Raw genomic sequence first — 13,194 nt, forward strand, 5'->3', positions numbered from 1 at the left:
TATATATTCCGACACATCGGAAGATTTATTGGTTGGAGGCGTCCATGCCCGCGACTGAAATGCTGAAGGCCACGGAGGCGGCCGTGGTCGCCCGCGTCAGCCTGCGCGATGTCAATCGCGTCATCGACGAGCGCATCCTGCCCGAAACGCTGGTCTCGGTCGAAAACGGACGTTTCGTGCTAGGGGCCGCCTGCACCCTGATCGCCTTCTATTTCGAGAGCGCCAAACGGCTGACCTCGGAGGAACGCCTGTTCGCCATCCGCTCCGCCGAGCCACGGTTGCGGCGCTGGAACCGCGCAGCCACCGAGGCCATGCTGAAAGCCGACTGGACCGTTCGCCACGACTTCCTGACCATCGACCTTCTGCCCTTCTTCGAGCGTTCCGTCGCACGGCTGGAACGGCTGGACGCCGCGCGCGAGGTGGTCACCATCTCCGATGACATCATGGGCGGCACCCCGGTCATCAGCGGCACGCGCGTTCCGGTTCACGACGTCGCGGCCGCATTGGCGGCGGGCGTCCCCGCCAAGGAGATCCTTGAGGATTATCCGTCTCTGACCGAGGACAGGCTGGAATTGGCCGCGCTCTATGCGGAGGCCAACCCCCTTCGCGGACGGCCGAAGCCGCTCATCGCCAGACTGCCCGAAGGTGCGCGCATCCTCTCGGATCATCGCGTGCCGCGCAGGCGAGCCGGATGAAGTTCCTGATCGACGAATGCCTCAGCCCGAAGCTGACCGAGCTGGCTCACCAGAGGGGGCATGGGGAATCGTCCCATGTCGTCTGGCTGGGCCGCTCGGGCGCGAAGGACTGGGATCTCATCCCCCTCATCATCGAGGACGACTGGACCTTCGTGACCCGCAATTCCGTCGATTTCCGGGGCGCAGCCTCGCGCCCCGGCGAGAAAGGGCAATATGCCCGTGTCGATCTGCATGCCGGCCTGGTCTGCCTCAATGGCCCCGAGGGTATGACGCGAGCCCTCCAGTTGGAGTTGTTCGAGCAAGCCCTGCTCGAACTTGACGCCGATCCAGACCTTGTGAACCAGGTGCTTGAAGTCACGCTGGAGGACGATGACCATCTGCGTGTTATCCGATATGCGCTCCCCTCGGAGCCGGACCAGAGAACCTGACGGGAGCGCGATCAGCGCTCACGCGGCCAAGCCGCGTGCATGTCGTCGATCACATAGGCATGGGCATGGCGTCGACCATGCCCAGCTTCTGCGAGATGCGGATGGTCGGCCGACAGATCGGCATGACCGTGTTCAAGCACCTCTGGATCGTCGGCAGGCCAGACGGCGAAGCCGATGCCGATCGCGACAGCGGCCAGCGCGGCCAGAATGATCGCCGTCATCGGCAGGCCGAGCGTCGCGCCGGCCCACCCGGCAAGCGGATAGGCGATCAGCCAGCAGGCATGGGAAAGCGCGAACTGCGCGGCGAACAGCGCCGGCCGGTCTTCGGGATTGGCCGAGCGCCGGAGCAGCCGGCCGGATGGCGTCTGTGCCGTGGAATAGCCGACACCGAGCAGGAACCACAGCGGCAACAGCCAGCCGTAGCCCGGCAGCGCCGCCGCCGCCAGTGTTCCCACCGCCAGCAGCGATGCGCCACCGAGCATCGCCGTTCGATCTGGAATCGAGTCCAGCAGCTTCGGCAGCGCAAGCGCCGCGACCATCGAGCCGCCACCGAACGCCGCGAGGGCCAGGGCCATCGCCTGGTTGTCGAGGCCATAGACAGCCTGCACGTAAACGACCGTATTCACGATCACCAGCGCGCCCGCCGAGGCGACTGCGAGGTTGATCGCCAGCAGCCCGCGCAGGCGCGGCGTCGCCAGATAGATGCGGATGCCGCGCGTCGTGCGGTCGTAGATACCACGAGGTTTCGACGGTTTCGGACTCGGCAGGACGACCGAGATCACCAGAGCCGCCGAGACGAGGAAGCCGATCACCGTGCCGGCGAATAGGCTATGGAACGAGATGAAGGCGAGAAGTGCCGCCGCCAGCATCGGACTGACGACGCTTTCCAGATCGTAGGCCAGCCGGGAGAGCGACAGCGCGCGCGTGTATTCCTTCTCGTCCGGCAGGATGTCGGGGATCGTCGCCTGGAAGGTCGGCGTGAAGGCGGCCGAGGCCGATTGCAGCACGAAGATCAGAACATAGACCTGCCAAATCTCGGTGACGAAAGGCAGGAAAACGGCAACGGCGGCGCGGACGAGATCGAGCGCCACCAGCATGGCGCGCCGCGGCACACGCTCGGCGAATGCCGATGCGACCGGCGCGACACCGACATAGGCGATCATCTTGATGGCGAGCGCGGTCCCCAGCACCGCGCCGGCCTCCGCCCCCGCCAGTTCGAAAGCCAGCAGGCCCAGCGCCACCGTCGCAAGGCCGGTTCCCACCAGTGCGATGACCTGTGCCAGAAAGAGGTGGCGATAGGTCCGGTTTTCGAGGATCGCCAACATCACAGATACTTCGCTATTTCCTTGAACTCGTCGATCGACTGCCGCCGATCACGCCCGAGCGGCCCGACCACTTCTTCGAGGCAATGGTCGAGGTGATCCTGAATCAGTGTCTTCTTGGCCTGGGCGATAGCCTTCTCGACGGCATGGAGCTGCTGGGCGATGTCGAGGCACGGCCGCCCGCCCTCGATCATCTCGATGACGCCGCGAAGATGACCATCGGCGCGCTTCAGCCGCTTGACGATCTCCGGGTGGGATTGGTGAGTTTGGGATGGCTTGGTCATCGTCATATCCTATCCCCCTGTAGGGGATATACCAAGATGGTCGAACGTCGAAAGCAGGTTGCTCGTTTGGCTATAGCGGCAGGTGAAGTCAGGTATTGCTTACTTGCACTTCTACGCTTTTGCGGTTGTCGGTTCTTGCGGGGGAAAGCCTTCCCCCTGGCCGGCACTGCGTTGCCGGCACACCCCCTTCTGCGGGGAGACCCCGCAACGCCCCCTGGGTAGGTCTCAGCCGGACTCAGTGATGTGGTGGACGCGCTCGCCTCGCGATACACTGTCCCAATGCCTATACTTCATCTCATCTGTGGGCTTCCCGGCTCGGGCAAGACCACATTGGCACGGCAGCTTGAGAATCAGGGAAAGGGGCTTCGCCTCTCTCCCGATGAATGGATGTCCACGCTCGGATTCCAGCTCTACGACGAGGGCGGCCGCGCGCGTGTCGAGCAGTTGCAATGGCGTCTGGCCCAACGCCTTCTGGCCGCCGGAAACGACGTCATTCTGGAGAACGGCTTCTGGTCAAGAGAGGAGCGCGATTCCTACCGGGCGGTTGCGCAGTCGCTCGGCTGCGAGACCCGGCTTCACTATCTCGACGTCCCCGTCGAGGAGTTGCAGCGTCGGATCATCGCCCGCAACCGCGATGCGCCTGCCGATGCGGCTGTCGATCCGAACGATCTTCTCGCTTGGTCGAAGATGTTCGAACCGCCGACCACGGACGAACTTGCGGTTGGGCACGGCACCGCGCCGCCGTGATCGGCGGCAGCGCCGCTTTAGAGTGAGAGTGCAGACGGGGTTTGCCGTGACGGGTTGAGGGCTGGAGAAGAGGTCTCCGGCGCCCGTCGCGGAGAACCGCGATGTCCAGATACGACCATACCCCCCGTTCCGGCGCGGATCGGGCGAACCTTTACGACGAGATCACCGACAAGATCATCGCCGAGCTTGAGGCCGGGCGCTTTCCTTGGGTCCAGCCCTGGGGCAAGGCCACGGCCCAGGCCCCGCTCGGCCTGCCGCAGAACGCCAGCACCGGCCGCGCCTATAGCGGCATCAATATCCTCATCCTGTGGGGCGCCGTCGTCCAGCACGGCTTCCCCGGACAGGGCTGGCTCACCTTCCGCCAGGCGCTTTCGCTCGGCGGCAATGTCCGCAAGGGCGAGTGCGGCACAACCGTCGTCTATGCCGATCGCTTCACGCCCGAGGACGAGAAGCGGCGGGCGCGAGAGACCGGCGAGGAACCGGGGAAGATCCCGTTCCTGAAGCGGTTCACGGTGTTCAACACCGCGCAGTGCGAGGGCCTGCCCGAGGACATTGCCGTGGCCATGCCGCCTCCGCCATCCGGACTGGTCGAGCCGAGGGTCGAGGCGCTCATCAAGGCGACCGGCATCGACTTCCGCATCGGCGGCGACCGCGCCTACTACGTCCCGGCCCTCGACCATGTGGTCGTTCCGCCGCCGCAAGCCTATTTCGAGCCGATCAACTGGCACCGGACGGCCCTGCATGAGCTGGGTCATGCGACAGGCCATGCGTCCCGGCTGAACCGCGATTTTTCCGGTTCCTTCGGCACCAGGAAATACGCTTTCGAGGAGCTGGTGGCGGAAATCTCGGCCGCCTTCTGCTGTGCCTCCCTCGGCATTGTGCCGACCGTCCGCCATGCGGATTACATCGCCTCCTGGCTCGAAGTGCTGCGCGAGGACAACCGGGCCGTCGTCCGCGCTGCCTCGCAGGCGAGCAAAGCGGCCGACTGGATTTTGTCCTTCCTGCCAGATGCGGACGGGCTCGGTGCGGCCGACGATGAGCGGGAGGCAGCATGATGAACGCGCTCGCCTTTCCCGGCTCGATCCCCGATCCTGCGCAGGCGGCCGAGATCCGCCTGCGTGTCCTCAGCCTCGGCGCCGGCGTCCAGTCGACCACGCTCGCCCTCATGGCTGCCCATGGCGAGATCGGCCCGATGCCGGATTGCGCGATCTTCGCGGACACCGGCTGGGAGCCGAACGCGGTCTATGAGCATCTTGCCTGGCTGGGATCGCCGAATGTCCTGCCATTCCCCATCCATATCGTCTCGGCCGGGGATATCCGCGCCGATCTGCTCACCGGCGCACGCGGCGAGCGGTGGGCCTCGATCCCCGCCTTCACACGCACGGTCGCGCCCGCTGGGACTGAACTACCCGTCTATGATGAAGACGAGAACGGCGAACCCGTCATTGTCGGTTCCCGCGTCCTGGCAGGTGAGCGGATCAGCATTGGCATGATCCGCCGCCAATGCACCAAGGACTACAAGATCACCCCAATCCGGCGGAAGGTGCGCGAACTCCTTGGCATTGCGGGGCGCCGCTCGCCCGGATCGCCAGTCGCCGAGCAATGGATCGGGATTTCTCTCGACGAGGCGTTGCGCATGAAGCCCTCGTTTGAGGACTGGCAGGTCAACCGCTGGCCCCTGATCGAACGGGGCATGACCCGCCAGGACTGCCTGCGCTGGCTGGAGCGGCATGGCTATCCTCTCCCGCCCAAGAGCGCCTGCATCGGCTGCCCGTTCCATTCCAATGCCTATTGGCGGCATATGCGTGACCACGATCCCGAAGGGTGGACCGATGCCGTGTCGGTCGATGCCGCCATCCGCACGGGCTTCCGGGGCATTCGCGGCGAGGTCTATCTTCACCGTTCCGCCGTCCCGCTCGATCTGGCCGATCTTTCGACAGCCGCCGATCATGGCCAGCTCGACCTCTGGCCGAACGAATGCGAGGGCATGTGCGGGGTGTGACTGCTGAAACTCGCCGATGCACATAGCCGGATTTCCGGCTTTGCGATTTTCCGGCTCGCAGCGCCGCCCTTCTGGAGACAGAGGGCGGCGCTTTGGGTCGTGGCGGGTTGGGTGCCGGGAGAGAGGCTCCCGGCGGCCCGCCACGGAGAACGCAGATGCCTGCTATTCAGTCACCCACGCCCCTGAAAACCTTCCTCATCTGCCATGGCGCCGAGAACGAGTTCTGGCTGTGCAAGGCCGCGGACCGGAATCATGCCGTCGAGCAGTTTGAAGCCGCCGCGACGGACGGCGACATCAACGAGGTATTCGAGTGCGTCCCCGCCATGAACCGCTACTTCGTCCGCCAGCGGCGGGCGATGTGGGTCTGCTTCGTCCAGGAGGTCGAAGCAGAGGATGAGGATGCCGCGGTCGATGCCTTCTACCAAGGGTTCGATCCGCAGCACTTCTTCATAGAGGGCGCCCTTCAACACGCTGATCATGGCCCCGCCACGGTCTTCGACCGGCGGGAATACCCGAACGCGAATGTTGCCGAGGCCGACTGACGAGCTGTTCCAAAGCTGAATAGCCCGTGTCCTTGCGACAGCGCTGCCCTCTTAGAGTAAGAGGGCGGCGCTTCGCTTCGTGACGGGTTGGAGGTCGAGAGAGAGGCTCACGACCGCCCGTCGCGGAGATGACCACCATGGCCCGAGCTGCCAAGAAAAAGAAGCCCGCCCTTCAGATGATCGAGTTCTCGCGGGCGCGCGATATTCCGTTCAACCGCATCCGACTGTCGGATAGCAACGTCCGCGAGATCGACGTGGAGGCCGGCCTGGACGACCTGACCCATGACATCGACCGGCGGGAAGATCTCGTGCAAGGTCTCAATGTCCGCGCCGTATTCGACGAGGACGGCAATGAGACCGGCGATTTCGAGACACCCGCAGGCGGCCGCCGCTACAGGTCCATCGCGCGCCTTGTGGAAGCCGGTCGCTTCCCGGCCGAAGGGCTTGTGCCTTGCATCGTCAAGAAGGCCGACGCCAAGACCTCGGCCGTCGACGACTCGCTGGCCGAGAACCTGCTGCGCCTCGCCCTGCATCCGCTCGACCAGTTCAAGGCGTTCAAGCGGATGTTCGACATGGGCATGTCGAAGGAGGAGATCGCCGACGCCTGGCGGACCACGCCGCGCTACATCATGCAGCGTCTGCGCCTCGCCACCGTCGCGCCGACACTACACGATGCCTATGCGCGCAACGAGATGACGCTGGCGATGCTGGAAGCCTTCACCGTCAACCCCGACCACGAGCGCCAGCATCAGGTCTGGGAGCGCATCAGCACGTCGTGGCAGAAGGAGCCCTGGCAGATCCGCAATATGCTGACCGAGACCACGGTTCCGGCCGCCGATAAGCGCGCCCGCTTTATCGGCGTCGAAGCCTATGAGACAGCGGGCGGCCCGGTGCTGCGCGACCTCTTCTCCGAGGAAAACGGCGGCTGGTTGCAGGACGTCACGCTCCTCGACCGCCTGGTCGACGAGAAGCTGCGCGCCATTGCCGACGAGATCGCCGGTCAAGGCTGGAAGTGGATCGACGCGGCGGTCGAGCTGCCCTACGGCCACACCAACGGCCTGCGCAAGCTGGCCGGTGTGACCCAGGAACTGACCGAAGAGGAGCGCGCCACGCGCGAGGCGCTGCGCGACGAGTATGACGAACTCGAAGCCAAGTATGCCGAAGCCGACGACCTCCCCGATGAGGCCGATCAGCGTCTCGGGGAGATCGAGGCCGAGCTGGAAGCCTTCGAGAACCGGCCCGTCACCTTCGCGCCGGAAGACATCGCCCGTGCCGGTGTTTTCGTCAGTATCGGCCGCGAGGGCGAGTTGATCGTCAGCAGCGGCTACGTCCGCCGCGAGGATGAGCAACCCGAGACGGTCGATGGCGAGGATGCCGGAGAGGGCGCGGACCCGTCCGACCCTGATGCCGTGCAGCGCGCCGTCATCACTGTCGGCGGCGAGCCGGTCCCGGACGCCGACGAGGAAGAGGACGATGCTGTCAAACCGCTGCCCGAGCGGCTGGTGACGGACCTGACCGCATGGCGGACGCTGGCGCTGCGCAATGCGCTCGCCGAGAATCCGCACGTCGCCATGACGGCCCTGCTGCACAAGCTGGTTCTCGATACCTTCGAGCGCACGTCCACCTCGGGAACGAGCCTTTATGCCGCCGTGCGTCACATCTATCTCCCGGCCGATGCGACCGGGCTCGCGGACAGTGCCGCCGCGAAGATGATCGACGAACGCGCGGACGCCTGGCGGGGCGACATTCCCTCCGGTGATGACGACAGGCTCTGGGGCTGGATCGACGGCCTCGACGATGCCAGCCGCCTGGCGCTGCTCGCCCATTGCGTCAGCTTCGGCGTCAACGCGCTCTATGAGCGGCCGAACCCCTATTCGGGGAATGGCATCTCGCAGCACGGTATCGACCGCCGCATGGCCGAGGCCGAACGGCTGGCGCAGGCCACCGGCCTCGATCTTGTCGAAGCCGGCTGGAAACCCACGGTCGAGAACTACCTCGGCCGCGTGACCAAGACTCGCATCCTCGAAGCGGTGCGTGAAGGCGCCGGCGATCGCGCGGCCGATCTCATCGCGCATCTCAAGAAGGGCGACATGGCGAAGGAGGCCGAGCGGCTTCTGGCCGATACCGGCTGGCTGCCGGAGCCGCTGCGCCCCACCGTGGACGCGCAGGCCGTGGATGGCTCAGCCGATCAGGACGAGAATGGCATGGCGTTGCCCGATTTCCTCGCCGGTGACGATGAGAACGCGGCCGATGCCGCCGACGATCCGGTGGCCTTGGTCGCCGCCGAGTGACGCGCACCAGCGGGGCGGTCTCGGTCGCCCCGCTTACTCCCCACCCCATATAGGCTCGGCCCCGGCCGGGCCTTTTTTTTCAGGAGACAGGATCATGCCATCCGACAACCATCCCAACCCCGGCCAGCCCATTCCTCAGACTGTTCATGTCGCCCTTTATGAACATCGCTATGGAACCGATGTGCGCGCTTTTCTCGACAGCGAAGAGGCGATGCACTGGCGCACAGAGATCGCCAAAGAATGGTGGACTGACGCCTTCGATGACGATCTGCCGCCCGACGACCAGATCGGCGACGTGTATTTCGAGCGCATGTTGGAGCGCGACGAGTTCTTTTGGACGAAGGCGTGTGAAATCAAACGCGATCCTCCTGATTCCACCGATCCGGACAGCCCCGTTCCAAGCGCCGATGGTGGTGGCGCATGATCATGACGGTTGATGAAATCTTCGCTGACGACCGCCGCAACCCTCCCATGGAGCGATCGCTTCCGTGGGAGGAAACGCGCGGCGGCGTCACCGTCTTCGTGGAGCCGAAGCCTCATTGGGCCGAGGACATGCGCGCCTTCCGGCTCGATAGGTGCGAATATTGCCGCTATGCGGACTGGAGCGCGCACGGCGCCCGGACACGGTTCTACGGTCATATCGACACGTCCGGCGACGACGTGATGATGGAGGCTCGGGCAATTATCGCCCGCGAGATCGCCGATGGGCTATGGGACTGAGCAGCCCTTACGCCTGTGCCTGGCGCAGACCGGGCCATCGGGGTATCGCCGCGCAGCCAGCGACGGATCGAGGTCCAGCGTCACCATTGCGCCGTCAGCTTCTCGCAGCGGGACAGCGGATTCCATCTCCAGCCTGAAACACATCCTGAAGATCAGCCCGGCAACGAGGCTGGCGCGGCGGGGCATCTATGACGGGATTCCCGGCATCCTGTCAGAGGCGAAGCACCACCCCCGCTTCCATTCGCGAACCTTGGTCCGACCGTCTCTTTGTCAATCAACCCACGAGGGGTCGGCTTACGCGAGCGTGCCGCCCTCGCGGATTCGGACGAGCCGAACGCGCGAGGGTGATTGCAGATCCGGTCGGACACTTCGGGCGCCTGTCGCGCGGGGGATGGTCCCCCGCCTCCCAAGACAGGAGCCGGAACCCATGTCCTATGCAGATGCCACCGCCTTCGCCGCCAGCCTCGCCACCACGCTGATGGTTTCCATCGTCGTGTTTCAGGCCGGAGATGGAACCCACTCCGCCATGCCGGCCGACGAGTTCGACGGCGACGAGGAGATGGTGAAGCTGGAACTCGATCCGTGGAGCTGAGGCGCGAAAGCGCCTCACTCCCAAGGCCCGGTGCCCAAGCGCAGTCGGGCCTTCTCCCGACAATCGCCGCCGATTGCCGCTTGCGTGCCGGACGGCATTGCGATCTCGACCCGCATCGGAAAGAACCGTCGGCGATCACGCCGATTTCGCTCCATCAAGATGAAAGCCATTCGCCATGCTCAGCCATATTGTCGTTTCCATTCTGCTCTGCACGGCGTCATGCGAACCGGCCGAAATCCGCGTCTGGGACGGCGATTCCATTCGCTTGGGCACGACGCGGCAATCTGAGGCCGTCCGGATCTTCAACATCGACGCCCCCGAGATCGAGGGGCAATGCGCGTATGAAACCGACCTCGCGCTGCAATCGAAGATCAGGCTGGCCGAGCTTCTGAAAGGCCAGCGGATCGAAATCCTGCACCAGGGAACCGACCGCTATGGCCGGACCCTGGCGGCGATCCGCGTCGAGGGACGAGACGTCGGAGACATTCTCGTCAGCGAGGGACTGGCCCGAACCTGGGCGGGACGCCGCGAACCGTGGTGCTGATCCACCCCGACAACAGGAGAGTGAGAGGGTGGGTCGGTTGGCCGTGACGGGTTGCAGGTGGAAGAGAGGCTTCCGCCGCCCGTCGTGGAGCAAACCCCATGACCCTTTCCCACCACCCCGGTTTTACCCTGGTCGGCGACGTCATCACGCGCGAGGTGTTGCCCCGGCTGCGCTACGCCCAAAAGCTGCCGTTGCGCCTCTCCTGCATGGGCACGGCCGGTTACGAGGGCCTCGACGAGGCCGATGAATTCGACCGCACGGTCGTCATCGGTCAATCCGCATCCGCCGAAGAAGCCATGATCCTTGCCAGCCAGCGCGTCGCGCGCGGCGACATTCGTGTCAGCGCGGACGACACGCTGCGCTTTCACCCGCGTATCGTCGTCATTCAGGACGGCGATCTCGGCCTGGTTCTCGGTGGCGAGATCCGGGCAGGAATCGTCCTCTGGCAGCAGCCCGTCGTCTCCGACGTGGAGGCCCGCCGCATCATCACCGAAGCCAGCCGCTTGCGCGGGCTGGCCTTCGCCGCCTCCGGTCGGGTCGATCACAGCGCAGCCCGCGATCATCGTTATCGCGCCAGCCTGCTCGAGGCCCGACTGGTCGATCCCTACTGGCGCGAGACCGCGGCGGAGCTTCTCCATCTGCCCCAGGCCGCCTGACACCTTCTTCCACATCTTCGCCCGGCCGCGCGCCGGGCTTTCTCGTTTCAGGAGTCCGACATGGCTAACTATTTCACCCATTTCTCCTGCCTGCTCGACGTAGGCACCCCGGAAAACGCCGCCCGCGCGCTCGACCTCTACAACGCACTTTCAGAGGAAAACGCTGCCGAAGACCCTCCCTCGGAAGGATTCATTCTGTCGATCCAGCCTGAGCATGGCGGCACCCAGCTCTGGATGCGCGACGATGAGACCGGCGATCCCGAGCATGTGATCCAGTTCGTAAAACGCTGCGCGGCCGCGTTCGGCCTGTCGGGCCTCTGGGGCTTCCAGTATGCGACCGCCTGCTCGCAAGCCAGGGTCAACGCCTTCGGTGGTGGCGCGCATGCCCTCGATCTCGCCACCGGCGAGACCGTGGACTGGATCTATAGCGGCAGCTGGCTGGAGATCGTCCTGGACGGAGGTGATCCCTATGCCTGAGATCATCGAAACCACGGTCTATCGGCTCGACGAGCTTTCCGACACGGCGAAGGACAAGGCCCGCGCCTGGTATCGCGAAGGCGGGTTCGACTACGACTGGTATGATGCGGTCTATGAGGATTTCCAGCGGATCGCGGAAATCCTCGGCATCCGCTTCAAGACCCGCACCGTGCGCCTGTATGGCGGCGGCTCGCGGCGGGAGCCGCGCATCTTCTTCTCAGGCTTCTGGTCACAAGGCGATGGCGCTTGTTGGGAAGGGTTCTACTCCTATGGGAAGAACGCCTCGGCCGAGATTCGATCCCATGCACCGCAGGATACGGCCCTGCACGGTATCGCCGATGCCCTTCAGGCAATCCAGCGACGCAATTTCTACCAGCTTCGCGCCGAGGCCAGCCATCGTGGTCGCTACTACCATGAGTATTGCATGGCGATTTCCGTCGAACGCGACAGCCAGACATATCAGGACATGACCGCCGATGCCGAGGAGATCGTGATTGAGGCGCTGCGCGATCTGGCCCGTTGGCTCTACCGCCAGCTTGAGCGCGAATACGACTACCTCTCCTCGGGTGAGGCGGTGGATGAGACCATCACCGCCAACGAATATACCTTCACCAAAGCCGGACGCCGTTTTGGCTGACCCCGACAAGCGCTCCGCCTCTCGGCCGGGCGCTTGTTTCATGCCTGCTTACGCCACGGCTTGAGAGGGAGAGAGCGACCGGAAGGGATTTGAGCCGGTGCGGTCGAGAGAGAGCGCCGTGCGGCTCGGTCCTATTCCGCTCTCCCAAGGAATCTCCGATGAACATGATCTCTGCTTCCGCGGCGGCCTCCGCCGCCGCGCCGCTTCCACTCGACCATGACGCCGAGACGGCTGCTTCCACCTTCACCGCTGCCGGTTTCCTGCTGCCGCATCTCGAACGCGGTCAGCGTGTCGATGCCGCAACCCTGCGCGGCGCCATGGAAGCGGCCTTCGGCGCTTCCGATGCCACCGGCGCCTGGAACTGGAAGACCGCCTATGATGCCTGCGAGGCGGCGACCGTCCTCTTCCTGCGCAAATACGGCGCTGCGCTTTTCCGCAGAGCCGGGTCATCGGCGGCTATCCTGCCGCAGCTCGGCAAGATCGCCGGGCTCCTGCCGACGCATACACGCCGGTCGGAGGAAGCCCAGACCTTCCAGCAGTTCTCCACCCCGATCCCGCTTGGCTTTGCGGCGGTGACGGCGGCGGCGATCACTCCTGCCGACCGGGTGCTGGAGCCCTCGGCCGGCACCGGGCTCCTCGCCATTCTGGCCGAGATCGCCGGCGGCACGCTGCTCCTCAACGAACTCGCCGAGATGCGCGCCGGCCTGCTTTCCTCTCTCTTTCCGGCCCTCTCCGTGACCCGCTTCGACGCCGCCCAGATCGACGATCACCTCGATCCCGGCCTGGTCCCGACCGTCGTGCTGATGAACCCGCCGTTCTCGGTCATGGTGAATGTCGAGGGCCGCATGGCCGATGCCGCCTTCCGCCATGTCGCCTCGGCGCTGGCGCGCCTTGCGCCCGGCGGGCGGCTTGTGACCATCACCGGGGCGAGCTTCGCCGCCGACAATCCGGCATGGACCGCCTCCTGGACCCGGCTGCAGGAGCGCGGCCGCGTCACCTTTTCCGCCGCAGTCGATGGGTCGGTCTATGCCAAGCATGGCACCACGATCCCAACCCGGCTGACCGTCATCGACAAGCTGCCCGCCGACGACCCTGCGGTGTTTCCGACAGCAATCGGAGTCGCGCCGGACGTGGCGACGCTGATGGGCTGGCTGGCGGATCAGTTGCCCGCGCGGCTGCCGGTCGATCCCGGCGTTGCCGTGCCGATCGCGCGGCCTGCCGTCCCCCGCACCGTGCGCGGCTATCGATGCCCATGAT

Annotated in this window: 17 protein-coding genes; 15 read left to right on the forward strand and 2 right to left on the reverse strand. The window is 65.2% G+C overall.

All coding sequences use genetic code 11. The features are described from left to right. The first annotated feature begins 59 nt into the window (after positions 1–59). Both Q5Y72_RS00510 and Q5Y72_RS00515 read left to right on the forward strand, forming a co-directional pair. On the forward strand, positions 60–695 hold the full coding sequence (locus Q5Y72_RS00510) for a DUF433 domain-containing protein (protein WP_305961513.1): 636 nt from the start codon (positions 60–62) through the stop codon (positions 693–695). Next, positions 692–1,123: a DUF5615 family PIN-like protein gene (locus Q5Y72_RS00515; protein ID WP_147097739.1), complete on the forward strand. Its 432-nt coding sequence runs from the start codon at positions 692–694 to the stop codon at positions 1,121–1,123. Before Q5Y72_RS00510 ends, Q5Y72_RS00515 begins: the two co-directional genes overlap by 4 nt. A gap of 11 nt (positions 1,124–1,134) precedes the next feature. Here the strand turns inward: Q5Y72_RS00515 and Q5Y72_RS00520 are convergent, their stop codons facing one another. Both Q5Y72_RS00520 and Q5Y72_RS00525 read right to left on the reverse strand, forming a co-directional pair. Beyond that, positions 1,135–2,448, reverse strand: coding sequence for an MFS transporter (locus tag Q5Y72_RS00520; RefSeq protein ID WP_080620471.1), 1,314 nt, complete (start codon positions 2,446–2,448; stop codon positions 1,135–1,137). Continuing rightward, entirely contained in the window at positions 2,448–2,729 is a 282-nt protein-coding gene (locus Q5Y72_RS00525) for a metal-sensing transcriptional repressor (RefSeq protein WP_080622743.1), read from the reverse strand. The genes Q5Y72_RS00520 and Q5Y72_RS00525 overlap by 1 nt, the downstream gene beginning before the upstream one ends. 279 nt (positions 2,730–3,008) lie before the next feature. On the opposite strand from Q5Y72_RS00525, the gene Q5Y72_RS00530 reads away from it, so the two are divergent. The 13 genes from Q5Y72_RS00530 to Q5Y72_RS00590 all read left to right on the forward strand — a co-directional run bounded on the left by Q5Y72_RS00530 (position 3,009) and on the right by Q5Y72_RS00590 (position 13,193). After that, positions 3,009–3,476 (forward strand): P-loop nucleotide/nucleoside kinase family protein, encoded by a 468-nt coding sequence (locus tag Q5Y72_RS00530; RefSeq protein ID WP_080622744.1) that lies wholly within the window; start codon positions 3,009–3,011, stop codon positions 3,474–3,476. Between the two features lie 101 nt (positions 3,477–3,577). Continuing rightward, positions 3,578–4,531, forward strand: a complete 954-nt coding sequence (locus Q5Y72_RS00535; protein WP_080620472.1) for an ArdC family protein — start codon at positions 3,578–3,580, stop codon at positions 4,529–4,531. Further along, complete coding sequence (locus tag Q5Y72_RS00540; protein ID WP_080622745.1) at positions 4,531–5,478, forward strand: hypothetical protein; 948 nt, start codon at positions 4,531–4,533, stop codon at positions 5,476–5,478. The genes Q5Y72_RS00535 and Q5Y72_RS00540 overlap by 1 nt, the downstream gene beginning before the upstream one ends. Before the next feature lie 155 nt (positions 5,479–5,633). Beyond that, complete coding sequence (locus tag Q5Y72_RS00545) at positions 5,634–6,020, forward strand: hypothetical protein (protein ID WP_080620473.1); 387 nt, start codon at positions 5,634–5,636, stop codon at positions 6,018–6,020. A gap of 137 nt (positions 6,021–6,157) precedes the next feature. Next, the gene (locus tag Q5Y72_RS00550; RefSeq protein ID WP_305961738.1) at positions 6,158–8,311 is read left to right on the forward strand and encodes a ParB/RepB/Spo0J family partition protein; all 2,154 of its coding nucleotides are present in this window, start codon (positions 6,158–6,160) and stop codon (positions 8,309–8,311) included. Positions 8,312–8,405: 94 nt separating this feature from the next. Next, a complete protein-coding gene (locus tag Q5Y72_RS00555) occupies positions 8,406–8,735 on the forward strand; it encodes a hypothetical protein (RefSeq protein ID WP_080620474.1) in 330 nt (109 codons plus the stop codon). After that, the gene (locus Q5Y72_RS00560; RefSeq protein ID WP_080620475.1) at positions 8,732–9,031 is read left to right on the forward strand and encodes a hypothetical protein; all 300 of its coding nucleotides are present in this window, start codon (positions 8,732–8,734) and stop codon (positions 9,029–9,031) included. The genes Q5Y72_RS00555 and Q5Y72_RS00560 overlap by 4 nt, the downstream gene beginning before the upstream one ends. Positions 9,032–9,458: 427 nt before the next feature. Next, a complete protein-coding gene (locus Q5Y72_RS00565) occupies positions 9,459–9,623 on the forward strand; it encodes a hypothetical protein (RefSeq protein ID WP_164871400.1) in 165 nt (54 codons plus the stop codon). Between the two features lie 175 nt (positions 9,624–9,798). Continuing rightward, positions 9,799–10,167 carry a thermonuclease family protein gene (locus Q5Y72_RS00570; protein WP_080620477.1) on the forward strand — a complete coding sequence of 123 codons (369 nt, stop codon included), beginning with the start codon at positions 9,799–9,801 and terminating at the stop codon, positions 10,165–10,167. A 98-nt stretch (positions 10,168–10,265) separates the two neighbouring features. Next, positions 10,266–10,823, forward strand: coding sequence for a hypothetical protein (locus Q5Y72_RS00575; protein WP_080620478.1), 558 nt, complete (start codon positions 10,266–10,268; stop codon positions 10,821–10,823). Positions 10,824–10,883: 60 nt separating this feature from the next. Further along, positions 10,884–11,300, forward strand: a complete 417-nt coding sequence (locus Q5Y72_RS00580) for a hypothetical protein (protein ID WP_080620479.1) — start codon at positions 10,884–10,886, stop codon at positions 11,298–11,300. After that, the gene (locus Q5Y72_RS00585) at positions 11,293–11,937 is read left to right on the forward strand and encodes a DUF8835 domain-containing pootine (RefSeq protein WP_080620480.1); all 645 of its coding nucleotides are present in this window, start codon (positions 11,293–11,295) and stop codon (positions 11,935–11,937) included. The genes Q5Y72_RS00580 and Q5Y72_RS00585 overlap by 8 nt, the downstream gene beginning before the upstream one ends. 158 nt (positions 11,938–12,095) lie before the next feature. Further along, on the forward strand, positions 12,096–13,193 hold the full coding sequence (locus Q5Y72_RS00590) for a hypothetical protein (RefSeq protein WP_443147226.1): 1,098 nt from the start codon (positions 12,096–12,098) through the stop codon (positions 13,191–13,193). Position 13,194: the final 1 nt, after the last annotated feature.

The sequence above is a fragment of the Paracoccus spongiarum genome, from assembly GCF_030732095.1.
GTDB classification, from domain to species: Bacteria; Pseudomonadota; Alphaproteobacteria; order Rhodobacterales; family Rhodobacteraceae; genus Paracoccus; species Paracoccus spongiarum.